Annotated in this window: 18 protein-coding genes and 1 rRNA gene; 6 read left to right on the forward strand and 13 right to left on the reverse strand. The window is 63.1% G+C overall.

The genetic code is table 11. From position 1 onward, the window contains the following. Window positions 1-6: 6 nt before the first annotated feature. On the reverse strand, window positions 7-1857 hold the full coding sequence (locus tag ACN9MY_RS30470; RefSeq protein ID WP_426336603.1) for an ABCB family ABC transporter ATP-binding protein/permease: 1851 nt from the start codon (window positions 1855-1857) through the stop codon (window positions 7-9). A gap of 60 nt (window positions 1858-1917) precedes the next feature. Between ACN9MY_RS30470 and ACN9MY_RS30475 the strand changes: the two genes are divergently transcribed. Further along, window positions 1918-2337, forward strand: coding sequence for an acyl-CoA thioesterase (locus ACN9MY_RS30475; RefSeq protein WP_426166091.1), 420 nt, complete (start codon window positions 1918-1920; stop codon window positions 2335-2337). Window positions 2338-2341: 4 nt separating this feature from the next. Then, window positions 2342-3889, forward strand: a complete 1548-nt coding sequence (locus ACN9MY_RS30480; protein ID WP_426336604.1) for an alkaline phosphatase D family protein — start codon at window positions 2342-2344, stop codon at window positions 3887-3889. Here the strand turns inward: ACN9MY_RS30480 and ACN9MY_RS30485 are convergent. The 5 genes from ACN9MY_RS30485 to ACN9MY_RS30505 form a co-directional block, all read right to left on the reverse strand. Beyond that, a complete protein-coding gene (locus tag ACN9MY_RS30485; RefSeq protein ID WP_426166098.1) occupies window positions 3886-4293 on the reverse strand; it encodes a lysozyme in 408 nt (135 codons plus the stop codon). The two genes, ACN9MY_RS30480 and ACN9MY_RS30485, sit on opposite strands and share 4 nt — an antisense overlap. 85 nt (window positions 4294-4378) lie before the next feature. Further along, window positions 4379-6049, reverse strand: coding sequence for a long-chain-fatty-acid--CoA ligase (locus ACN9MY_RS30490; protein ID WP_426172341.1), 1671 nt, complete (start codon window positions 6047-6049; stop codon window positions 4379-4381). 27 nt (window positions 6050-6076) lie between these two features. Next, the gene (locus tag ACN9MY_RS30495) at window positions 6077-7771 is read right to left on the reverse strand and encodes a long-chain fatty acid--CoA ligase (protein WP_426319622.1); all 1695 of its coding nucleotides are present in this window, start codon (window positions 7769-7771) and stop codon (window positions 6077-6079) included. Between the two features lie 170 nt (window positions 7772-7941). Further along, entirely contained in the window at window positions 7942-9072 is a 1131-nt protein-coding gene (locus ACN9MY_RS30500) for an aminopeptidase (protein ID WP_426166103.1), read from the reverse strand. A gap of 9 nt (window positions 9073-9081) precedes the next feature. After that, entirely contained in the window at window positions 9082-11136 is a 2055-nt protein-coding gene (locus ACN9MY_RS30505; RefSeq protein ID WP_426336605.1) for a molybdopterin-containing oxidoreductase family protein, read from the reverse strand. Window positions 11137-11232: 96 nt separating this feature from the next. On the opposite strand from ACN9MY_RS30505, the gene ACN9MY_RS30510 reads away from it, so the two are divergent. Then, window positions 11233-12429 (forward strand): M20 aminoacylase family protein, encoded by a 1197-nt coding sequence (locus tag ACN9MY_RS30510; protein WP_426319627.1) that lies wholly within the window; start codon window positions 11233-11235, stop codon window positions 12427-12429. Here the strand turns inward: ACN9MY_RS30510 and ACN9MY_RS30515 are convergent. Continuing rightward, on the reverse strand, window positions 12426-13328 hold the full coding sequence (locus tag ACN9MY_RS30515) for an NAD(P)-dependent oxidoreductase (RefSeq protein WP_426319629.1): 903 nt from the start codon (window positions 13326-13328) through the stop codon (window positions 12426-12428). The two genes, ACN9MY_RS30510 and ACN9MY_RS30515, sit on opposite strands and share 4 nt — an antisense overlap. A 137-nt stretch (window positions 13329-13465) precedes the next feature. Between ACN9MY_RS30515 and ACN9MY_RS30520 the strand changes: the two genes are divergently transcribed. Continuing rightward, window positions 13466-14011 (forward strand): acyloxyacyl hydrolase, encoded by a 546-nt coding sequence (locus ACN9MY_RS30520; protein ID WP_426319631.1) that lies wholly within the window; start codon window positions 13466-13468, stop codon window positions 14009-14011. A 1-nt stretch (window position 14012) separates the two neighbouring features. On the opposite strand, the gene ACN9MY_RS30525 is transcribed toward ACN9MY_RS30520, so the two are convergent. Next, window positions 14013-14747 carry an SDR family NAD(P)-dependent oxidoreductase gene (locus tag ACN9MY_RS30525; protein ID WP_426319633.1) on the reverse strand — a complete coding sequence of 245 codons (735 nt, stop codon included), beginning with the start codon at window positions 14745-14747 and terminating at the stop codon, window positions 14013-14015. Then, entirely contained in the window at window positions 14744-15820 is a 1077-nt protein-coding gene (locus ACN9MY_RS30530) for a patatin-like phospholipase family protein (RefSeq protein ID WP_426319635.1), read from the reverse strand. Before ACN9MY_RS30530 ends, ACN9MY_RS30525 begins: the two co-directional genes overlap by 4 nt. Window positions 15821-15842: 22 nt before the next feature. Between ACN9MY_RS30530 and ACN9MY_RS30535 the strand changes: the two genes are divergently transcribed. Next, the gene (locus ACN9MY_RS30535) at window positions 15843-17003 is read left to right on the forward strand and encodes a phosphatase PAP2 family protein (protein ID WP_426319637.1); all 1161 of its coding nucleotides are present in this window, start codon (window positions 15843-15845) and stop codon (window positions 17001-17003) included. After that, entirely contained in the window at window positions 17000-17617 is a 618-nt protein-coding gene (locus ACN9MY_RS30540; RefSeq protein WP_426319639.1) for a CDP-alcohol phosphatidyltransferase family protein, read from the forward strand. The genes ACN9MY_RS30535 and ACN9MY_RS30540 overlap by 4 nt, the downstream gene beginning before the upstream one ends. On the opposite strand, the gene ACN9MY_RS30545 is transcribed toward ACN9MY_RS30540, so the two are convergent. The 4 genes from ACN9MY_RS30545 to rrf form a co-directional block, all read right to left on the reverse strand. Further along, window positions 17568-19358, reverse strand: coding sequence for a bifunctional alpha/beta hydrolase/class I SAM-dependent methyltransferase (locus ACN9MY_RS30545; protein WP_426319641.1), 1791 nt, complete (start codon window positions 19356-19358; stop codon window positions 17568-17570). The genes ACN9MY_RS30540 and ACN9MY_RS30545 overlap by 50 nt on opposite strands. Window positions 19359-19368: 10 nt before the next feature. Next, window positions 19369-20214, reverse strand: coding sequence for a phosphatidate cytidylyltransferase (locus ACN9MY_RS30550; protein ID WP_426166127.1), 846 nt, complete (start codon window positions 20212-20214; stop codon window positions 19369-19371). Between the two features lie 143 nt (window positions 20215-20357). Further along, window positions 20358-22073 (reverse strand): M4 family metallopeptidase, encoded by a 1716-nt coding sequence (locus ACN9MY_RS30555; protein WP_426166130.1) that lies wholly within the window; start codon window positions 22071-22073, stop codon window positions 20358-20360. Between the two features lie 179 nt (window positions 22074-22252). Continuing rightward, window positions 22253-22365, reverse strand: a 5S ribosomal RNA gene (gene rrf / locus ACN9MY_RS30560). Window positions 22366-22422 lie beyond the last annotated feature (57 nt).

The following is a 22422-nucleotide window of genomic DNA, read 5'->3' on the forward strand; positions in this document are numbered from 1 at the left end:
CTCCTGTCAGTTGACCAATTCGCCGCTAGACGGCGAAACCTGTTCCTGCTCGCCGCGCGCTTGCTGGCGTTCCCACATCTGGGCATACAGGCCTTCGCGCGCCAACAGTGCCGCGTGCGTGCCGCGCTCCACGATCCTGCCGTGATCGAGCACCAGGATCTGCTGGGCGTCGGCGATGGTCGACAGGCGGTGGGCAATCACCATCGTCGTGCGGCTCTTCGCAATCTCCTTCAACTGCGCCTGGATCGCCTGTTCAGCCCTGGAGTCCAGCGCGGAGGTGGCTTCGTCGAAGATCAGGATGGCAGGATCCTTCAACAGCGTGCGGGCAATCGCCACGCGCTGCTTCTCGCCGCCGGACAGTTTGAGGCCCCGCTCGCCGACCATGGTGTCGTAGCCGTCCGGCAGGCTGGCGATGAAGTCGTGGATCGATGCCGCGCGTGCCGCGGCGATGATCTCGTCCTTGCTGGCGCCGGGCCGGCCGTAGGCGATGTTGTATTCGATGGTGTCGTTGAACAGCACCGTATCCTGCGGGACGATACCGATCGCATGGCGCAGCGAGTGCTGCGTGATGTCGCGCAAATCCTGGCCGTCGATGGTGATGCTGCCGCTATTTACTTCATAGAAGCGGTACAGCAGGCGCGATAAGGTCGACTTGCCCGAGCCGCTGTGGCCTACCACGGCTGTCGTGGTGCCGGCCGGGATGGTGAAGTCGACGTCGAACAGGATCTGGCGCTTCGGATCGTAGCTGAAGTCCACATGGTTGAAGCGTACCTCGGCACCCTGCGGCTGCAGCGGCTTGGCGTGCGCGGCGTCATCCACTTCGCGGTTCTCGTTCAGCAGCGAGAACAGGCGCTCCATGTCGGCCAGGCTTTGCTTGATCTCGCGGTAGATCACGCCGAGGAAATTGAGCGGGATGTAGAGCTGGATCATGAAGGCATTCACCAGCACCAGGTCGCCCAGCGTCATCGTGCCGTCGATGACGCCTTGCGTCGCGCGCCACAGGATCAGCGTAACCGCAATCGCGATGATGGCCGACTGTCCGGTGTTCAACAAGGACAGCGAAGTCTGCGATTTCACCGCCGCCTTCTCGTAGCGCTGCAAGCCCTCGTCGTAGCGATTGGCCTCGTAGTCCTCGTTGCCGAAGTACTTGACGGTCTCGTAGTTCAGCAGCGAGTCGATGGCCTTGGTGTTGGCCTTCGAATCGAGGTCGTTCATGGTGCGGCGGAAGTGCGTGCGCCAGTTCGTCACCACGATGGTAAAGGTGATGTAGATCGCCAGCGCCGAGAAGGTGATCACCGAGAACCAGATGTCGTAATGCGTGACCAGGTAGCCCAGCACCAGCGTGATCTCGACCAGCGTCGGCAGGATGTTGAACAGCGTGTACGAAATCAGCGAGCTGACGCCGCGCGTGCCGCGCTCGATATCGCGCGTCATGCCTCCGGTCTGGCGGTTGAGGTGGAAACGCAGCGACAGCGAATGCAGGTGGCGGAATACCTTCAGCGCAATGGTGCGCACGGCGCGCTGCGTCACGCGCGCGAACAGGAATTCGCGCAGCTCGGTGAACATGGTGGTGGACAGGCGCAGCAGGCCGTAAGCCACCAGCGTTGCCAGCGGCAGCACCAGCAAGGCATGCGGGTCGCCCGGCTTGATGGTCATGTCGTCGACCAGCTTCTTCAGCACAACCGGGACGCCGACGTTGGCGGCCTTGGCGCCCACCAGCGCCAGCAGGGCGGCCAGCACGCGCCATTTGTACACCCAAAGATAGGGCAGCAATGTTTTCAGAGTGGCAATGTCGCCGCGCGCATTGCTGCTGGACTTGCCCGGCGGAGGTGGTGGGGTATTCGAATAGCGTCGCATACGTGCGTGGGCTGGCTGGTTTAAAATCCCATCAATTGTAGTCCTTCATGAGAATTTGCGATGACCTCCCAAGAACAAACCTCCCGCGGCCTTCCTCCTGGAAAAATGCCTGAACTGCGCGTGATGCCCTCGCCGTCCGACGCCAATGTGTATGGCGACGTATTCGGCGGCTGGATCATGGCGCAAGTCGACATTGCCGGCTCCCTGCCTGCCACCCGCCGCGCCAACGGACGCGTCGCCACCATCGCCGTGAATTCCTTCCTGTTCAAGCATCCGGTCTTCGTCGGCGACCTGCTGACCTTCTATGCCGACATCGTCAAGGTCGGCAATACCTCGATTACCGTCAACGTGGAAGTCTATGCGGAGCGCAACCGCCTGCAGGCCAATATCGTCAAGGTCACCGAAGCCACGCTGACCTACGTCGCCACCGGCCCTGACCGCAAGCCGCGCCCGGTGCCGCCGCTGGAAACGCTGCTGTAATCCGATGCACGACGGGCGCCGCCTCCTGCTCCAGGCTGCGGCCCGCGTCGCCGCGCTGGCAGTGCTGGCGCCCCATCTCCCCGCGCAAGCACGCAGCGCCGCCAATGGCGCCTACCCTTTCACCCTGGGCGTCGCCTCCGGCGCCCCCTTGCCCGACTCCGTCATCCTCTGGACCCGGCTGCTGCCCGATCCGCTGAACGCGGCTTCGATGCCGTCGATCGCCCAGCAGGTGCGCTGGGAAGTGGCGCACGATGAAGGCTTCACCCGCATCGCAGCGAAAGGCATGGCCGTTGCCGCGCCTGCGCTGGCGCACAGCGTCAACGTCGACGTGCGCGGGCTGGAGCCGGACCGCTGGTACTGGTACCGTTTCATGCTCGGCGATGCCGTCAGCCCGGTCGGCCGCACTCGCACCGCGCCGGCGCCCGGCAGCATGCCGGCGGCATTGAAGCTGGCAGTCGCCTCCTGCCAGCATTGGGAATTCGGCCATTACGCCGCGCACCGCCACATCGCGCAAGCGGCGCCGGACCTGGTGGCCTTCCTCGGCGATTACATCTATGAATGGGGGCCTTACAGCCTGCAGCACCCGGCCACGGTCCTGCGCCGCAACGAGAGCTTCACGCTGGACGAATATCGCGCGCGCTATGCGCAGTACAAGAGCGATCCCGACCTTCAGGCCGCACACCATGCCGCGCCCTGGCTGCTGACCTGGGACGACCACGAAGTGGCCAACGATTACAGCCCGACGCGCGATGAATTGCTGTCGCCGGACTTCGTGCAGCGCCGCGCCGCTGCCTACCAGGCCTACTTCGAACACCAGCCGCTGCGCGCCCAGCGCATCTACCAGCGCTACGACTGGGGGCAACTGGCGCGCTTCCACGTGCTCGACACGCGCCAGTACCGTTCAATCCATGCCTGCCAGCCGACGGGGCGCGGCGGTTCCAGCTCGGTCTACCGCCGCGCCTGCGCCGCCCTGGCCGACCCGCGCCGCAGCATGCTGGGCAGCGAGCAGGAACAATGGCTGGCACAAGGGCTGAAGGAATCAAGGGCGCGCTGGAATATCCTCGCGCAGCAAACCCTGATGGCGCAGATGTCGCAGCTTCCCCTGGCCAGCGACAGCGACGGCCGCTTCTGGACCGATGGCTGGGACGGTTACGCCGCGGCCCGCGGCCGCCTGCTTGAATCCGTGCGCAGCGCGCGCAACCCGCTGGTGCTGTCGGGCGACGTGCATACTTTCTTTGCCGCCGATTTGCGGCGCGATCCCGCGCGCGCGGCCGGCCCCGGCAATGCGGTGGTCGCAACGGAATTCTGCGGCACTTCCGTCACCTCCAGTTCGCGCCCCCAGGCGCGCACCCAGCAATACGTCGACATGAACCGCGACATGCATTTCGGCCGCAGCGACAAGCGCGGCTTCATGCTGCTGGACTTGCGCCCCGAGCGTGCCGCGGTGCTGTTGCAGGGCCTGGACAATGTGCGCGACGCGAACAGCGCGCTGTCCACGCTGGCGTCGTTCTCGGTGGCAGACGGCAAGCCCGGCCCGCGCAGGGAGAGCTAGGCGCGGAAAGGTGCGCTTTCTTCCTTGCGCCGTGCCGCCAGCCCGGCATGCGGCACCAGGCGGCCTTCGACAGGCGCGCTGATATTGCGCAGCATGGCCTCTGCCGCGCCATCAAGGTCGCCGCAATCGATGCGGCGCAGCACCAGCATCGCGCCGCCAGCGCCGAGATTGTGCGTATAGCTGACCAGCGCATCGAACTGCGCCTGCGTGAGGGGGTGATGGCTGACCTGGCGCTGCACGGCGCGTTCTGCGCTGCGCACCGACAGGTCGAACGCTGCTTCGACCTGGTCGGGCGTCATGCCGGGACGGGAGACTTCGTAGTAGCCGCGCAGGCCTTCGCGCTGTCGCAGCGCGCGGCGGCCTTCGGTGCTGAGGGTGAGTGCGAAATTGTAAAGAAGGCCCATATGGTTTCCGGTGGCTGCCAAGGTGGTACGTTCCACTCTACAGCCGGTCCGGAGCCATATTCTGCGCCAGATCAAACTTGCCGGCTTATGCTGCTTTCTTTTCGTCGCGCAGTTGGCGGCGCAGGATCTTGCCGACGTTGGTCTTCGGCAGTTCATCACGGAACTCAATGTACTTCGGCTTCTTATAAGCGGTCAACTCGTGTTTGCAGAACTCGAGCAGCGCTTCCGCCGTCAGGTTCGGGTCCTTGCGGACGACGAACAATTTCACCGCTTCGCCGGAGTTCGCATCGGGTACGCCAACGCAAGCCACTTCCAGCACGCCCGGGTGCGCAGCCACCACGCCTTCCACTTCGTTCGGGTACACATTGAAGCCAGACACCAGGATCATGTCCTTCTTGCGGTCGACGATGCGCACGAAGCCTTTTTCGTCCATGATGCCGACGTCGCCGGTCTTGAAGAAGCCTTCCGGGGTGATCGATTTCGCGGTTTCGTCAGGACGGTTCCAGTAGCCCGCCATGACCTGCGGGCCGCGGATCGCGATTTCGCCGGCGGAACCGAGCGGCACTTCCTTGCCGTCGTCGTCCAGGATCGCCAGTTCGGTCGATGGAATCGGCACGCCGATGGTGCCGGTGAATTCCTTGATGTCGACGCGGTTGGCGGTAGCCACCGGCGAGGTCTCCGACAGGCCGTAGCCTTCGATGATCGGGGTGCCGGTCACTTTCAGCCAGCGGTCAGCCACCGACTGCTGCACGGCCATGCCGCCGCCGTTGCAGATCTTGTAGCTGGAGAAGTCCAGCTTGGAGAAATCAGGATTGTTCAGCAGCGCGTTGTACAGCGTATTCACGGCCGGGAACACGGTCACAGGGTACTTGGCCAGCTCTTTCACGAAGCCAGGGATATCGCGCGGGTTCGGGACCAGGATGTTCATGCCGCCCAGCTTCCAGCCCATGAAGCAGGAAATGGTCAGCGAATAGATGTGGTACAGCGGCAGCGCAGCGACGAACACCATCTGCTTTTCGCTGGGCGCCATCTGCAGCCAGGCTTCGTTCTGCAGCATGTTGGCCACCACGTTACGGTGCAGCAGCACGGCGCCTTTCGACACGCCGGTCGTGCCGCCGGTGTACTGCAGGAAGGCGATATCGTCAGGCTTCTGGTCGGCCGGCTTGAGGGTCAGGCGCGAGCCTTCGGACAGCACCTGCTTGAAGCTGACGTGGCCGGGGATGTTCCAGGCCGGCACCATCTTCTTCACATTGCGCACCACGAAGTTGACGATCATGCCCTTCAGGCCGCCCAGCAGGTCGCCCATCGACGCCACGATCACATGCTTGACCGGGGTCGACGCCACTACCTGCTGCACGGTGTTGGCAAAGTTTTCCAGCACGATCACGGCTTCGGCGCCGGAGTCGTTCAGCTGGTGCTGCAGTTCGCGCGGGGTGTACAGGGGGTTGACGTTGACCACCACGTAGCCGGCGCGGATGATGCCCGCCAGCGCGACCGGATACTGCAACACGTTAGGCAGCATGATAGCGACGCGCGCACCCGGCTTCAGGCCCTTGGACTGGAGCCAGGCGCCGAATTGCTTCGACAGCTGGTCCACCTCGGAGTAAGTCAGGAACTTGTCCATGCAGACGTATGCGTTGCGGCTTGCGTACTTCTGGAACGATTCCTCCATCAGGTGGGTCACGGAGCGGTATTGCGAAATATCGATCTCCGCAGGAACGCCTTCAGGGTAAGACTTCAGCCAGATTTTTTCCATCATGTTGCCTTTCGTGTGCCTTGCCGCTTACGCGGCCTTCTTGTCGTCCGCAGGCTTCTCGTCGCGCAGCATGCGGCGCAGGATCTTGCCAACGTTGGTTTTAGGGAGCTCGGTGCGGAACTCGATATATTTCGGCTTCTTGTAGCCGGTCAGGTTTTGCTTGCAGTGCTCCATCAGCGCTTCCACGGTCAGGTTCGGGTCTTTCTTCACCACGAACACTTTTACCGCTTCGCCGGAATGCTCGTCCGGCACGCCGATGCAGGCGCATTCCAGCACGCCCGGATGGGCCGCCACCACGTCTTCGATTTCATTCGGATAGACATTGAAGCCGGAGACCAGGATCATGTCCTTCTTGCGGTCCACGATCTTGACGTAGCCGCGCTCGTCCATCACGCCCACGTCGCCGGATTTGAAGTAGCCGTCGGCCGTCATGACCTTGGCGGTTTCCTCCGGGCGGTTCCAGTAGCCGGCCATCACCTGCGGGCCGCGGATCGCGATTTCGCCCGGCGTGCCAAGCGGCACTTCGCTGCCTGCATCGTCCAGGATTGCCACTTCGGTGGAAGGAATCGGCAAGCCGATCATGCCGGAGAATTCGGTGCTGTCGAAGCGGTTGGCAGTTGCCACCGGCGCGGTCTCGGACAAGCCGTAGCCTTCCACGATGGTGACGCCGGTTATCTTGAGCCAGCGGTCGGCCACGGCCTTCTGCACCGCCATGCCGCCGCCGTTGGCGACCTTCAGGCCGGAGAAGTCCAGCTTCGTGAAGTCGGGATGGTTCAGCAGCGCGTTGTACAGCGTGTTCACTGCCGGCAGCATGTTGAAGCGGTACTTGGCCAGCTCCTTGATAAAGCCGCCGATATCGCGCGGGTTCGGGATCAGCACATTCAGGCCGCCCTCGCGGATGCCCCACATGGCGCACACGGTCAGCGCGAAGATGTGGTACAGCGGCAGCGCGCAAATGATGGTGCGCTCGTCCGGCGGCAGGTCGGCCAGCTTCGGCGCCGACCAGGCCTGCATCTGCAGCAGGTTGGCGATGATATTGCGGTGGGTCAGGGTCGCGCCCTTGGACACGCCGGTGGTGCCGCCGGTGTACTGCAGGAAGGCGATGTCTTCATGGCGCAATTCGACGGGCGTCAGCTTCATGCTGCGTGCGTGGCCCAGCGCGTCCTTGAAGCGCACCGCGTTCGGCAGCGAGAACGGCGGCACCAGCTTCTTCACGTTGCGCACCACGAAGTTGACGATCATGCCTTTCAGGCCGCCCAGCATCTCGCCCATGTTGGCGACGATGATGTGCTTGACCTGGGTGCGCGGCAGGACCTGTTCCAGGGTGGTCGCGAAATTCTCGAGGATGATGATGGCTTCCGCGCCCGAGTCGTTGAGCTGGTGCTCCAGCTCGCGCGGCGTGTACAGCGGGTTGACGTTGACGACGGTGTAGCCGGCGCGCAGGATGGCGGCGATGGCAATCGGGTATTGCAGCACGTTCGGCATCATGACGGCCACGCGCGCGCCCTTTTTCATGCCGCGGCTTTGCAGCCACGCGCCCAGGCGCCTGGAATGCTGGTCAAGGTCGGCATAGGTGATGAATTTGTCCATGCACACGAAGGCATTGCGCGACGCGTACTTCTGGAACGATTCTTCAAGCAGGTGAACCAGGGAGCGGTATTGCGTGGCGTCGATTTCGCTCGGGACGCCGGGGGGATACGACTTCAACCAGATTTTTTCCATCCTGTGCCTCTTTGTCTCAGTTTTATATGTTTTATTTGCGAAAATAGAACGGCCGTGCTTTCCCGCACTCTAGATGCTATCGTGCAGCATGACACAGGGCAAGCTATTTTCCGGGTTTGGAACGGGTACTCTAGCGGGCCTCCGTGCTGCAAAGCAGCATAGATTGTGCGTCAATTGACGGCGCCCGGTTCCTTGGCAGCGGCGGCCGTCGTAGTCTCATTGGCTTGCGCCATAGAGCGCGCCAGTTCGTGCAGCCTGTCATGCCGTTCCACGGATGGCAGGTTGCTCATGCTCCGCACCGCAGCATAAAACTGTGGGAATGCTTTTTCTTTCACCAGCAAAGCGCGGAAACCTGGCAGCAAATCATTATAGGTTGCAACAGATGCCAAATGGGCATTATTCAACGGTTCCGCAAAGAATCGGTCATAGCCGTTGTAGCCACCCCAGTTGGCCTTGAGGACTTTGTACTCTTCCTGCAAGGCGGCAAAGATGCGCACCTTTTCCTCGCGCTTCTTCCTGGCGCTGGCCTTGCTCGCATAATTGTCTGCCAGCATCTGGCGATGCTTCACCAGCAGGTCCATGAAGTCCTGGCGCCGCACGTTGTAGCGGGCATAGGCTTCGCGCATCGCATCGTTGCCATACAGCTCGAGCCAGTGGTTGACGCCAGCCTCTTCCACCGCCGAGGCAAAGGCTTCGTTGAATTTGGAATCGCCCTGCACGTACACCACCTGGTGCGCCAGCTCGTGGAAGATCAGGCGCGCCAGCTCGGCATCGGAGTGGTTGATGAAGGTCGACAGCAGCGGGTCGCTGAGCCAGCCCAGCGTGGAATAAGCGGGCACGCCGCCGACCTGCACGTCGTTGCCTTCCTTGCGCAGCTCTTCGGCATACGCCTCGGCATCGGCCTTGTCGTAGTACCCGCGGTAGCTGACGCAGCCTGCGATCGGGAAGCACCATTGCACCGGGCGCAGCGACAGTTCGGGCGTGGCGACCACATTCCACAACACATACTGCCGGTTCAGGGGGGCGTAATTCTTGTAGCTGGCGTTGTCGGGCAGCCCAAGCTCCTTGACCGCGAATTTGCGGATCAGCTTGGCCTTCTCGAGGCGGGCTTTGAGCTTGGGATCGGTGGACGGGTCGCCGATCCAGTCGTCGACCGGACGGGCGTCAGACCAGAGCGCGTACTGGCCCTGGGCAGCCTGGAAGTAGTACTTGAATTGCGCACAACCCGCCAGGAGGCCGGCGCACAGACCCGCCGTCGCCAGGTATCTGGCGCGCAGTTTCAGGTGTGCTAACGTGCGCATAAATCATTCTCAGGCGGCTTTCTCGACTTGGACCAGTGTATCGTAAAAAGTCGGCGCGCGACCCATGTCAGTCAGCCGTTGGCTGGTGACCTCATTGGCGTTCTTGCCATCGCCGGCCAGCTTCTTCCACCAGATCGACAGCCCTACCACAAGGCCTTTGCGGGCCTTCGGCGTCACGCGGGCCTTGCACACGAAGGAACCGCGATCATTGAAGATGCGCACCATATCGCCGTGGTTGATGCCACGTGTTGCCGCATCGTCAGGACTGATGTCGAGCTGCGGCTCGCCCTCCGTGGCACGCAAGCTTTGCACGTTGACAAAGGTCGAGTTCAGGAAGTTGCGCGCTGGCGGAGATATCATCGCAAGCGGGTATTTTGCCGCCAGATCGGGGGCAGATGCTGCAGATTCGTAGTTCGCGATATAGGTTGGCAGCGGGTCCAGGCCATCCTTCTTCATGCTTTCTGAGTAGAACTCACATTTTCCGGAAGGTGTGGGGAAATTGCCGCATGCAAAGGGGGCATCGGGAACTTCCAGTTTCTGCCAGCCCTTCTGCTTGAGTGACTCCCAGTCGAATTGCACGAATGCCACCGATGCCAGCGCGTCATCGCTGTCGCGGAAACAAGGGTCGTCAAAGCCCATGCGTGCCGCCAGCAGGCGGAAGATCTCGGTGTTCGGCTTGGCTTCGCCCATTGGCGCGATAGCCGGGTTATTGGCCATCATGTACAGGTGGCCGTAGGCGCCGTGAGCATCGGTATGCTCGAGCTGCGTGGTGGCTGGCAGCACGATGTCGGCATAGTCGGCGGTGTCGGTCTGGAAATGTTCCAGCACCACGGTGAACAGGTCTTCACGCGCAAAACCCGCCTGCACCTTGGACGAATCAGGCGCCACCGCCAGCGGGTTCGAGTTGTACACGATGACCGCCTTGACCTGCGGGCCAAACTCGGGCGACGCCGGACGCAGCAGGTCGTCGCCGATGGTCGTCATATTGATGGTGCGCGGCTGTTTCGCCAGCAAGTCCGGGCGCTGGAGCGCCGCCAGGTTTTTCCTGAAGGTGCCGGATGCCGACAACTGCACGCCGCCCGCCGCGTGGCGCCAGGCGCCCACCAGGGCAGGCAAACAGGCAATATTGCGCACCGCCATGCCGCCGCCATGCACGCGCTGCACGCCGTAATTCATGCGGATGGCGACCGGCTCGCCGCGCTTGGCGGTTTCCCCATATTCGCGCGCCAGGCCTTCCACTTCCTCGACGGTAATGCCGCAGGTGGCCGCCACGCGCTCCGGCGTCCATTCCGCCACGCGCTGGCGCAGCTCTTCGAAGCCGATGGTGTAGTCGGCAATGTATTCATGGTCCAGCAGGTCCTCGCGCACCAGGATGTGCATCAGGCCCAGCGCCAGCGCCGCATCCGTGCCGGGCAGCAGCGCGATGTGCTGGTGGCATTTCTCCGCCGTCAAGGAGCGGTAGGGGTCGATGGCAATCAGCCTGGCGCCGTTGCGCTTGGCTTCCTGGGCACGGGTCCAGAAATGCAGGTTGGATGCAATCGGGTTGCCGCCCCAGATGATGAGCAGCCTGGCATGCTGGAATTGCTCGATATCGGTGCCGATCGAGGCGCCGACCGTGTATTTGTAACCGGTGGCGCCAGCCGTGGCGCAGATGGTCCGGTCCAGCAGCGAGGCGCCGATCTTGTGGAAGAAGCGGGACGACATCGATTCGCCCTGCACCAGGCCCATGGTGCCCGCGTAGCTGTAGGGCAGGATGGCTTCCGGCTCGGCCGCAGCCAGCGGTTTCAGGCGTGCTGTGATCTCGTCCAGTGCCTGCTCCCAGCTGATGCGTTCAAACTTGCCCTCGCCCTTCCTGCCGACGCGCCGCATCGGGTACAGCAGGCGGTCCGGCGAATAGGTTCGTTCGGTATAGCGGGAAACCTTGGTGCACAGCACCCCGGCGGTCGTCGGGTGATCCGGATCGCCTTTCACCTCGGTCGCCACGCCATCTTCGACGGTGACGAGCAGGGCGCAGGTATCGGGGCAATCGTGCGGGCAGGTGGCGCGGACTTGTGTGGTTGACATCTTGATCTGGGTTAGCGACGGCTGAAAACAGTATCGTAAACGATTCCGGAAAACCGCACCGGGAGGCTAGAATGGCAAGACCGATGGAGAACAACAATGAAACTGATCGACCCGATTATCGCGTTTCAGTCCGAGTTGCAGCAGATCCGACGCGACCTGCATGCCCACCCGGAACTCTGCTATGAAGAAGAACGTACCGCCGATGTCGTTTGCGCCAGGCTGACCGAATGGGGCATCCCCTTCGAGCGCGGCCTGGGCAAGACCGGCGTGGTTGGCATCATCCGTAACGGCACCTCCGAACGCGCCATTGGCCTGCGCGCGGACATGGACGCCCTGCCGATGCAGGAAATCAACACCTTCGCCCACGCCTCGAAGCACCCTGGCAAGATGCACGCTTGCGGCCATGACGGCCACACCGCCATGCTGCTCGGCGCGGCCCACCACCTTGCCAGGCACCGCAATTTCGACGGCACCGTTTACCTGGTGTTCCAGCCGGCCGAAGAAGGCGGCGCCGGCGCGCGTGAAATGATCAAGGATGGCCTGTTCGAGCGCTTCCCGATGGATGCGATCTACGGCATGCACAACTGGCCCGGCATGGCGCAAGGCGCGCTGGGCGCCTGTGAAGGGCCGATGATGGCCTCTTCCAATGAATTCCATGTGACCGTGCGCGGCAAGGGTGCCCACGCGGCGCAGCCGCACAAGGGCATCGACCCGATCATGATCGCGGTGCAGATTGCACAGGCGTGGCAGACCATCGTCACGCGCAACAAGAGCCCATTGGATACGGCCGTGCTGTCGATCACGCAGATCCACGCCGGCAGCGCCACCAATGTGATCCCCGACGATGCCAGGCTGGTCGGCACCGTGCGCACCTTCACCACCGAGGTGCTGGACATGGTGGAAAAGCGCATGCAGTCGCTGGCGGAAGGCATTGCCGCCGCCTTCGACGCGGAAGTGGAGTTCACCTTCCGCCGCAACTATCCGCCACTCGTGAATCACGCCAGGGAAACCCGCTTCGCGCTGGACGTCATGAAGTCGGTGGTCGGCGAATCGATGGTGGACGCCAACGTCGAACCGACCATGGGCGCCGAGGACTTTGCCTTCTTCCTGCAGGAGAAGCCCGGCTGCTACATCTTCATCGGCAACGGCGAAGGCGAGCACCGCGACGGCGGCCACGGCCTCGGCCCCTGCGTGCTGCACAACGCCAGCTACGACTTCAACGACCGCCTGCTGCCGATCGGCGCCAGCTTCTGGGTGCATCTCGCAGAAGCGGCACTGCCGCAAGCCCGTTAAGGAAGCTTGTCGGCCTGCGCGCCGAGCCGCACGCCTTCGTTCAGCCGCTCCAGCGCCAGCAGCGCGGCGGAATGATCGGCGCGCGGATAGACATCCTTGATCGACTCATAGCGCTCCGTCACCAGGCTGGTGACGGGCAGCGCCACGCCCGCCGCTGCAGCGGCAGCGAGGATATTATGCTGGTCCTTCAACTGCGTCAGCACCTGCCCGCCCGGCAGGAAATTCCGCTCCAGCATGCGCTGGCCGTGCACTTCCAGCACGCGGCTTTCCGCAAAGCCGCCGCGGATCGCCTCGCGTACCGCCACCGGATCGGCGCCTGCCGCCAGCGCAAGCAGCAAGGCCTCCGCCACGATGTTGATGGTACCGCCGACGATCAACTGGTTGCACAGCTTTGCCACCTGCCCGCTGCCGGCCGGACCAACCAGCTTGGGCTTGCCCATCGCTTCCAGCACCGGCCGCGCCGCTTCGAAATCGGCCGCACTGCCGCCCGCCATGATGGCCAGCGAACCCGCTTGCGCGCCGCCGACACCGCCCGACACCGGAGCATCGATGAAGCGATGCCCGCGCCCCGTCAGCAGCGCGTGGAATGCCTGTGCCTCGTCCTGCCGCGTCGAGCTCATGTCGATCCACAGCGTGCCGGGACGCAGCGCATCGAGCGCAGCATCGATCACGCCGCCGACTGCATCGCCCGCCGACAGCATCGATACCACCACCGCCGCATCGGCCACCGCATGCGGCAGCACGTCGTCCGGGTCCGCGCCGGCGGCCGCCAGCACGCCGGCCTTGCCCGCTGTACGGTTCCAGGCCGTGACCTTGAAACCTGCCGCCAGCAGGCGCAGGACCATCGGCTCGCCCATCAAGCCGATGCCAAGAAATGCAATTCGCAGATGATGCGTCACAATAAGCTCCAGATATGCCAATATTGCAGTGATTCTAACAATTAAGGGGTCGCCTGAAAAAAATTCAGAACGAAAGTAAAATTGCCGGCATTGCCTCAGCAAATATGAAGACTGCGGCAAGGACTAGAGAGAAAAACATGCAAATCAAAAAACTATTCGCTATTGCTGCCGCTGCATTTGTAGCGCAATCCGCTTTCGCCTTCGACACCAATTCCGCCTACGTGGAGGCCGGCTCCGCTTCCAAAATCCGCATGGTGCGCCTGGGCGCCACGCAGGACTTCAACCCTGAATGGAGCTGGTTCAATTCCAACGGCACCCACGTCACCGGCTACTGGGACGCCAGCATCGGCTTCTGGCAGGCCCGCCAATGGCTCAACGTTCACGGCGACAAGGAGAACCTCTTCGACGTCGGCTTCACCCCGGTCCTCCGCTACGAGAATACCAGCAAGAAGGGCTTTTACGTGGAAGGCGGCATCGGCGCGCACCTGCTTTCCAAGACCTACAAGAACAACGATGACGGCCTGTCGACCGCCTTCCAGTTCGGCGACCATATCGCCGTCGGCTATGTCTTCGACAACAAGTGGGAAATCGCCCTCAAGGCGCAGCACTTCTCGAATGGCGGCATCAAGAAGCCCAACAGCGGCGTCGACGTCATCATGCTGAAAGCAGCGTACCACTACTGATTCACTTCTTGCGGTAGCGCTGCACGCCCTTTGGCAGCAGGTTAAACACGCGCACCATCGCGTGCAGCTGCCAGGGGAAGATGCAGCGCGCCTGCCTGCCCGCGATGGCGCGGGTAATGCGGCGCACGGCCTCTTCTTCGGTCTGCAGGAAAGGCTTGCGCTGCGCGCTTCCGCCATTCAGGTCCCTCAGCTTCTGCGTATCGACATAACCCGGAACCACTGCCGTCACATCGATGCCGTGCGGCGCCAGCGCCTTGCGATAGGAATCGCTGATGGCAATCGCGGCGCGCTTGCTCGCGCTGTACAGCGAGCCGTTCGGATATTCGTGCAGCAGCCCGGCAATCGACGCCACCACCACCATCTGGCCGCATCCACTGTGCAGCATGGCCTGCGCTCCCGCATCGAAAGCATGGCATAGGCCGGAGACATTGGTGCGCACCACAGGCAGGCTGCGCATGCGGTCCTGCGCCAGCGCCGCGGCATCGGCATACTGTCCTGCGGTGACGATCAGCAGGTCCAGCCCTCCTTGCGCGAAATCGCCGACCGCATCGAACACTGCCTGGCGGTCGCCGATGTCGAAGCCATAGCGCCGCAAGCCGGCTTGCGCGGCGATGGGATGCCCGTCCAGGCGCGACGGATCGCGCCCGCACAAGGCCAGCTCAGCGCCCTGCTGCGCATAGTGCCCGGCCAGGGCCAGCCCGATGCCGCTGGTTCCGCCGATGATCATTACCCTCATTGTCTTCCCCTGTTGAACCTCGTTGCGTGGCGCAGGCGCAGCCCCGGACTGGCATACGCTTCCATGCCGCGCTGGTAACCGTACTGCCATTGCGCCTCGACGTCGTTCGCATACTCCGCCAGGCTGGGCGGCATCACCAGCCTGATGCGGTTGCCCAGCCAGTCGATGCGCTTTCGCATGCCGCAGCCGCGCAGCGCGCTCGATATGTCGCTGGTGTCGACCCAGGCATGGGCATGCTGCGCGTGCACGTGCTTCAGCCGCGCGTTGCCATCGATGCCGAGAACCTTGCGCAGCGCCGGAATTGCCAGCGCCTGGCCGAACGGCGGCTTGGCTTCCATCGTCACGTGCCGTGCCAGGCCATGCGCGATCTCGATCGGGAACAGGTCGATCACGCCGCCCATATAGTGTTCGCCGCCATGCTGGTGGCAGGCGAAATAGAGCATGTCCGTGATCGAGCTGCGCACGGCGTCGGCAACCGGCATGGCGCTGTCCAGCAGCAGCCCGGGCGCGACCGCGCCGCAGCTCCATGCGGGCGAACTGGCCGGCGCCTGCCATCCTTGCAGCAGGCTGCAGGCGCGGTCGGGGCCTAGCAGGACTTCCGCGAACAGGGCGCGGTCGCCGCGCGCCTGGCCCGCCTGCTCCCGGCCGAACAGCAGTTTCGCTGCGACGATGGCAAGTGCCGGGGACTGCGGGCGCGCCGCCGGCAACGGCAGCGCTGCCGGCAGCTCGAACATGTAATCGTCGAACACGTCGGGCACACGGCTGGCCCGCCCGCGCGACAGGCCGCGCAGCAGGGCCGCTCCCAGCACCGGCAGCGCACGCACGTGCGGCGCTGCGCGCATGCGGCACAGGAACTGGTACATCTCGGGAGAGGCAAGCCACTGCTTGCGCTGCGCGGCATCCGGCAGGGCATGGATGATGGCTGCCGCCAGCGAACCTCCGCAACTGGCGAGGATGATGTCGGGCGCCATGCCGCTGTCTTCGGCCGCAGCGTGCATGCCAAGGTAATAGCCGAAGCGAAATCCTCCTCCCGCCATCACCATGCAGCGCTCGTACTTTTGATCTTCACTCATATCACGTGACATAATGCCATGAATGCAACTCCTGCACCTGATCATCAACGCCCTGCTATTCGGGCTTTGCTACACGCTCACGAACCTTGCTGCCGAAACGGCGCAGGTCCAGCGCACGCTGGCGCTTCCGTTCGAGCAAGCCATCCCGTTCCTGCCGTGGATGATCATTCCCTATGCCAGTTCGGGGCCCTTGCTGGCCTGGGCCTTCTTCAAGGTCCGCAAAGGAGACGCGCTGCGTGTTTATAGCCGCCGCCTGATGCTCGCCACCGTCGCCGCCAGCCTCGTGTTCGCGATTTTTCCTGCCCGCTTCCCCGCCGCCAGGGTGCTGCCCGAGCACGCGTTCCTGCAGCTGGCCTATGGCTTGCTTGACGCCTCGGACCGGCCCTACAACCAGTTCCCGTCCCTGCACATCACCTACTGCATCCTGCTGTGGCTCGCGCTGCGGCCAGCCATTGCCAGCCGGACCTGGCGCATTGTGCTGGCGTGCTGGCTGCTGCTGGTTGGCGCCAGCACGCTGCTGACCTGGCAGCATGCCGTGGCCGATATCGCCGGCGGCATCGCCCTGGCGGCCGCCGCCTGTCACGCAGTGCGCGCCGGCGCCACCGCCCGCCAAAGCGTCGCGTTCTACTACGCCATCATGGCAGGACTGGCGCTACTGGCCGCCAGCCTGTTCGCGCTCGCGTGGCTCTGGCTCTATCTGGCCGCCAGCCTGCTGCTGGTGGCCCTGGCATACGTCCGCCGCAACGCGGCCTTCCTGCGCAAGAACCAGGGCCGGCATCCACCCTGGATCTGGCTGCTGTTCTGGCCCTACCTTGCCGGCTACGCCGTCACCTGGCTGCTGGTGCGCTGGCGCCAGCATGGCAAGCCGCCTTTCGCGCAGGCGACCGATGGCCTGTGGGTAGGCCGCCGCCTGAGCGCCAGCGAAGCGCAGCAACTGCCGCCGGGCTGCAGCATCATCGACCTGAGCGCAGAACTCAGCGAAACCGAACTGCTGCGGCGCGGCCGTTACCGGCACCTTCCCCTGATGGACCTGCAGGCCCCAAGCCGCCAGCAGGTTCGTACCATCCTTGCCGCTATCGACACCGAACGCAGCCAGGGCCGCCCGGTCTACCTGCACTGCGCGATGGGTTACAGCCGCAGCCTTTTCATCGCCCGCATCTACCTTAACTCCTACACTTCATGAGCATTTCGATCTACCAGCTTAAACCGCGCTTCCAGCAACTGCTGCGTCCATTCCTCAACCTGCTCACGCGGCTCGGCATTACGCCGAACCAGGTCACCCTGGCAGCCATGGTGCTGTCGGTGGGTTACGGCGCGGCGCTGGCATTGGCGCCGCAATGCCTTGGGTTGTGGCTCGGCCTGCCCTTCTTCCTGCTGTTGCGCATGGCGCTGAATGCCATCGATGGCATGCTGGCCAACGCGACCGGCAACAAGACAGCCCTGGGCGCTTTGCTGAACGAGTTGTGCGACCAGGTGTCCGACGTTGCGCTGTACCTGCCAGCGGCCTTGCTGGCGGGCGTCTTCACGCACCTGCTGGTGCTGGTCGTGGTGTTTGCACTGCTGGCCGAATTCGCTGGCGTACTGGCCAGCAGCATCGGCGTCGCGCGCCGTTTCGACGGCCCGATGGGCAAGAGCGACCGCGCCTTTGCCTTCGGCCTGCTCGGCCTGCTGGTCTGGGCAGGCGTTGCGCCGGTCTGGCACAACGCCTTGCTTGCGGTGGTGCTGTTGCTGTCGCTGGTGACGGTATTTAACCGCCTGCGCCAGGCGCTGCGCCTTTCTCCGCAAGTGAAACAGTAAAGATACCTTCCAGCCCGATCATTGTTCGCAGCTTGCGGCAACCGGCCAGCGCGACCAGGCCGTCCATCTCGGCCTGCGCACGCGGGCGCATACGCCACGGCTCGCCGCGGTGGTTGGTCAGCGTGTAGGCGATCATGTCCAGCTGCGGGTGCCATGGCTGGCCGGTGTACAGCAAGCTGCCGCCTTCACGCAAGCTGGCCGAGACGCCACGCAGCGACTGCAGCACCATGGTGTTGTCGCTGAACAGCTCGTAGAGGCCCGATACCACGGCGATGTCGTAGCGGCCTTCCTGGCCCTGGTAGCTGTCGGCGCTGAAGGCATCGCGGCGGCAGTATTCGATGCGGGCGCTGACCTGCAGCTTTTCCGCCAGCTTCCTGGCCTGGTCCAGGTTGTGCTGTTCGTAGTCGCACAGCGTGACTTCGATCTCGCGGTCCTGGAAGCGCTTGACGGTCTCCAGCACGTAGCGCGCGGAACCTGCGGCGATGTCGAGGATGCGCACCGGACCAGGGCCCTGGTGGGCCGCGATCTGCTGCGCCAGCATCTGCTGCATCTGCACCTTGCGCAGGCGGATGCCGCGCCATCCCACGGCATCCAGGTAGCCGCGGTCCATGATGCCGCCGAAGCCAAGCTTGCCGTCCGCCTGGTTGCGATAGACATAGTCCAGCGATTCGCCCGAATCAAATCCGTGGCGCAGGCCGATCTTCATGCCATCGCTCAGCGGGCCCATTAGCTTCAGCATATTGCGCTGCAAGCCGAACCAGGCGCGCGTCAGCGCATTGCCGGTCCGGTTGTCCTGCAGCGCGGCGTAGTGCTGCGCACCTTGTCCTTCCCGGTCGGCAGCCGCGAAACGCACCGGCGATGCCGGCTGCGATGCGTAACATTCGTCGATAAAGCTGCGGCTTGCCTGCATCGCAACGGAAGTGTCTTCCTCGTAGAAGATGGCGTGGCGGCAGCGCTGTAGCCTGACATAACGCTTCATTTGCGAAGACAGGCGCTCGAAGAACAACTTCTGCGGCGCTTCATGCACGACATAGTCCTGGTCGGCGGCCAGCATCAGCACCGGCGTGTCGATGGCGGCGGCATCGTGCACGATGCGTTGCGCCGTATCGGCAAGCTCCAGCAGGATCTGGGCCGAGATGCTCTTGGCGATCAGCGGGTCTTGTTCATAGGCGCGCGCCTGCTCCGCCGAATGCGTCAGCATGGTCGAACGAATATAGCTGGTCACGAACAGCTCCGGCTTGAAGCGCCGCGCAAAGCGCAGGCCCGGCTTTGCCAGCGGCACATACAGCTTGATCGCAAAGGCCGCGGCAGCCATGACCAGGCCGCGCACGCGCGGAGCATAGTCATGCAGCCAGGTCGCCGCCACGACAGCGCCAACGCTGTTGGCGATGACCAGCACATCCTCGATCGCAAAGCCATGCTTGCTGCAGAGATGGCGCACGAAGGTATCCAGGTCTTCCACCATGGTGGCGAAACTTGGCGCGGAGCCGCGCTCACCCGGCGAATAACCGTGTCCGCGCGCATCGTAAGCAAAAGCCCAGTCGCCGTGGAAGCCGAATTGCTCGACCAGCGTGCCGATACGGCCGGAATGTTCATGCCCGCGATGCAGGAATACCAGCGCACGTGGCGCTCCGCTACGCGGCGCCAGCGGCATCCAGCTACGGTAGAACAGGCGCGTGCCGTCGGCCGCTTCAAATCCGGACTGGCTCTCACTCCAGGCAAGGCCTCGTTCAATCTTCATTCTTTTTTCCTTATCGATAATTGAGCAGCAGGTAAAGCAGTGGCGCCGTCACCACCAGGCTATCGGCGCGGTCCAGCATTCCGCCGTGGCCGGGAATCAGGTTTGAAAAGTCCTTGATGCCAAGCTTGCGTTTCGCTGCGGAGAACATCACGTCGCCGGCAAAGCCGCCAAGGGACAACAGCACCGCGATCGCCGCCATCCAGGCTGGCCGGCCCAGGCCGAAGTAGGCGCCCATGGCGAGCGACAGCAAGACGGAAACCACGACGCCGCCCAGCAAGCCCTGCCAGGTTTTCTGCGGGCTAATCAGTGGCACGATTTTCTGCTTGCCGAACAGCTTGCCACTGGTGAACTGGGCGATGTCATTCAAGGCCGTCACGATAAACAGGTAGAACAGCCAGGACAGGTTTTCCCTCGGCCCGAAAGGCAGCTGGACAAAGGCGGGGACGAAGCTGATGCCGAAACAGGTCAGCGCAAACAGCAGCCAGGGCAGGGCAGCCAGTTCGCGGGAGTGCAACAGGTACACAGCAGCGGCGCCAGCGGCCAGGGCGAATGCCATGGGCAGGAAAGCCGGCGCGTAAGTGCCCGCGCATGCGGCCATGAACAGGCTGGCGATGGCAGCGGTCCGGAAGCGGCCGGACGCCTGCCCGCAATATGGTGCAAGCTCCCGCGCAGCCAGGCCGCAAATGACGAGTGCAAGCAACGGCGCCCCAACCGGATAGAGGATCAGGCCGCAGCTGACAATGGGGAAGATGAACCACCAGGCATTCACCTGGTCACGCAACTGGCTGGTACGCGAGCCAAGCGCCAAACCCACACCCGTTGAAACGATACCCAGCAGCACATACAGGGCAGCCATTGCGTATCCAAGCTGCGCATTGAAGATTCCATTCATGACTTGCATTTTGCCAACAAGTGGACGATGCACAATCACACATTGTCACGACGCGCAAAAAAAAACCGCCAGGTTGCCCCGGCGGTTCCTGTGCATCGCTGCGCGGCTTATTCTGCCACGTCGGCGCCCACGTTAATGGCAGCGTAGGCGCGCTGGACTGCTTTCGCTTCGGCGCTATTGGCGCCGTATAGTTCCTGCGCTGCTGCCAGCACTTTCAAACGAGCGTCCGCGTAGTTGGTCGACGACGTGAACTTGGTGGTGTTCGCGCGGAACCAAATGCGGTAAGCCTTGTCGATGCCGATACCGGTCATGTTCTTAGGCTGCTGGGTCAGGTATTGGGAGTAGTAGTCGCTGCTCGAATTGGAGCTCGAACCCATGGCCAGGAAGTAGAACATGCGGTTGTTCGGGCCGCTGCTGTAGTGCACATCCAGGCGCTTGATGGTGGACTTCCACGCATCAGGCGACTTGCCATCCTTGCTTGGCTTGTACAGCCAGCGCAGCGGCTGCCCGTTCTTGGAAATTTCCTTGCCCATCACCCAGTCGTTGCCCGATGGGACAGGCAGCGAAGTACCGGTGCCGCCGGCGCGGGCGTAGGCTTCCACCGCTTCGCCCGAAATGTCGGACGAGGACTCGTTCAAGCCGCCGGATTCGCCGCGGTAGGTCAGGTTGGAGGTGGCGGCGGTGATGCCGTGGCCCATTTCGTGGCCGATCACGTCGATCGAACCCAGGTTATTGAAATAGGATCCGCCGTCGCCGATGAACATGCACTTGCAGCTGTCGGAGTAGTAGGCGTTGTCGTAGGCGGTGTTGACGTGCACCGCGATATAGGTCGCGGTATTGTTACCGTCGAGCGAAGACCAGTTCAGCACATTCTTGTGCATGTCGTAGGTATTCATCAGGCCCCACAGTGCATTCACCGCAGCGGTCTGGCCGTTGGCGTTGGTGGTGCTGCCGCCGGAAATGTACTGCTTGCCGTCGCCCCAGATATTGGTGGCGTTGGTGTACACCGCGCCGGCGCTGGTGCCGTGATTGGCGTTGGTGATCGCCATGGCGCCGAAGGTACCGCCGGTGCCGCGGCTGCCGTCGATCATCTTGTACACGCCGCCGGACAGGGTGGTGTTGATCGGCACGTCGCCGTTGTACTGACTGTGACCGGTGCCGACCACGTTCTGCATTGCGCTCCACTGATCGAGGATACGGCCATCGCGTGCGCTGACGACGGTGTCATGGAAGGCGCCGTGCTTGCGGGTCTTCACAATATAGGCCAGCTCATAGCCGGCAACGACGTCCTGCACGTCAACCGCGTTCAGGTCAGCCTCAGCCTTGTTCTCGGCGCCTGGGGCGCGCACGGTCTTCATCAGCGGGAAAATAACCAGCTCGGCGGATGGCGGATCGATCTCCGCGCCGAAGGCCGACACGCTGCGGCTGGCCTTGGCGATCGCGGCTTTACTGCTGATGGAAGGCTTTACATCGAAACGCTTACCCGACAGGCCCTGGCGGCGTTCGCCGACCGATTCGCTGACGATATTGCCGCCCTGGTCGGTGACCACAACGGTTTCGGATTCAAAGATGCGCACGCCCTTGTAGGTGTGGTTGATGCGGCTGATTGCCCTGCCCTGCTCGCCAGGGTGCTGGCTGGCGATGGCGTAGCCGTGATCGGCATCCAGGCCATATTTGCCCCGCTCACCGTTCAGGGTGGAGACCAGGCGTGCTTTCTCCTGGGCGGAGAAGGCAACAGGGCTGGCCATCATGCTTGGGGCGGCGCTGGCTTGTGCAGCAACCATGGCGATCGCGGCTGCGATCAGGCTTTTGCGAAATTCCATTTTTGTCTCCAAATGTCCCGATGAGGTAGGGTGTTGATGGGAATCTAACACTATCGGGGCCTGGAGGCTGAGTCAAAATTTCTACAAATTGAGACATATTTTTGTTGCTTGTCTCGGATACAACTTTCGAAAGCAAAAAGGCCCGCTAGCTTATGCTTAGCGGGCCTCTTCTAATAAGAGCCTGACGATAACCTACTTTCACACTGGTTGCAGCACTATCATCGGCGCAGAGTCGTTTCACGGTCCTGTTCGGGATGGGAAGGGGTGGGACCGACTTGCTATGGTCATCAGGCATGACTTGTCAACAATCCGGGAAGAAGTAAAGTGGGGTAGTGTTCTCAAACACTGT

The organism is Pseudoduganella sp. R-31 (genome assembly GCF_049913235.1).
Classification (GTDB): Bacteria; Pseudomonadota; Gammaproteobacteria; order Burkholderiales; family Burkholderiaceae_D; genus Rugamonas.

Excerpts from the sequence above, each read along its gene's own strand:
- ACN9MY_RS30470 (WP_426336603.1), bottom strand. The coding sequence starts at position 1,857 with ATGCGACGCTATTCGAATACCCCACCACCTCCGCCGGGCAAGTCCAGC.
- ACN9MY_RS30475 (WP_426166091.1), top strand. The coding sequence starts at position 1,918 with ATGACCTCCCAAGAACAAACCTCCCGCGGCCTTCCTCCTGGAAAAATG.
- ACN9MY_RS30480 (WP_426336604.1), top strand. The coding sequence starts at position 2,342 with ATGCACGACGGGCGCCGCCTCCTGCTCCAGGCTGCGGCCCGCGTCGCC.
- ACN9MY_RS30485 (WP_426166098.1), bottom strand. The coding sequence starts at position 4,293 with ATGGGCCTTCTTTACAATTTCGCACTCACCCTCAGCACCGAAGGCCGC.
- ACN9MY_RS30490 (WP_426172341.1), bottom strand. The coding sequence starts at position 6,049 with ATGGAAAAAATCTGGCTGAAGTCTTACCCTGAAGGCGTTCCTGCGGAG.
- ACN9MY_RS30495 (WP_426319622.1), bottom strand. The coding sequence starts at position 7,771 with ATGGAAAAAATCTGGTTGAAGTCGTATCCCCCCGGCGTCCCGAGCGAA.
- ACN9MY_RS30500 (WP_426166103.1), bottom strand. The coding sequence starts at position 9,072 with ATGCGCACGTTAGCACACCTGAAACTGCGCGCCAGATACCTGGCGACG.
- ACN9MY_RS30505 (WP_426336605.1), bottom strand. The coding sequence starts at position 11,136 with ATGTCAACCACACAAGTCCGCGCCACCTGCCCGCACGATTGCCCCGAT.
- ACN9MY_RS30510 (WP_426319627.1), top strand. The coding sequence starts at position 11,233 with ATGAAACTGATCGACCCGATTATCGCGTTTCAGTCCGAGTTGCAGCAG.
- ACN9MY_RS30520 (WP_426319631.1), top strand. The coding sequence starts at position 13,466 with ATGCAAATCAAAAAACTATTCGCTATTGCTGCCGCTGCATTTGTAGCG.
- ACN9MY_RS30525 (WP_426319633.1), bottom strand. The coding sequence starts at position 14,747 with ATGAGGGTAATGATCATCGGCGGAACCAGCGGCATCGGGCTGGCCCTG.
- ACN9MY_RS30530 (WP_426319635.1), bottom strand. The coding sequence starts at position 15,820 with ATGAGTGAAGATCAAAAGTACGAGCGCTGCATGGTGATGGCGGGAGGA.
- ACN9MY_RS30535 (WP_426319637.1), top strand. The coding sequence starts at position 15,843 with ATGCAACTCCTGCACCTGATCATCAACGCCCTGCTATTCGGGCTTTGC.
- ACN9MY_RS30540 (WP_426319639.1), top strand. The coding sequence starts at position 17,000 with ATGAGCATTTCGATCTACCAGCTTAAACCGCGCTTCCAGCAACTGCTG.
- ACN9MY_RS30545 (WP_426319641.1), bottom strand. The coding sequence starts at position 19,358 with ATGAAGATTGAACGAGGCCTTGCCTGGAGTGAGAGCCAGTCCGGATTT.
- ACN9MY_RS30550 (WP_426166127.1), bottom strand. The coding sequence starts at position 20,214 with ATGGCTGCCCTGTATGTGCTGCTGGGTATCGTTTCAACGGGTGTGGGT.
- ACN9MY_RS30555 (WP_426166130.1), bottom strand. The coding sequence starts at position 22,073 with ATGGAATTTCGCAAAAGCCTGATCGCAGCCGCGATCGCCATGGTTGCT.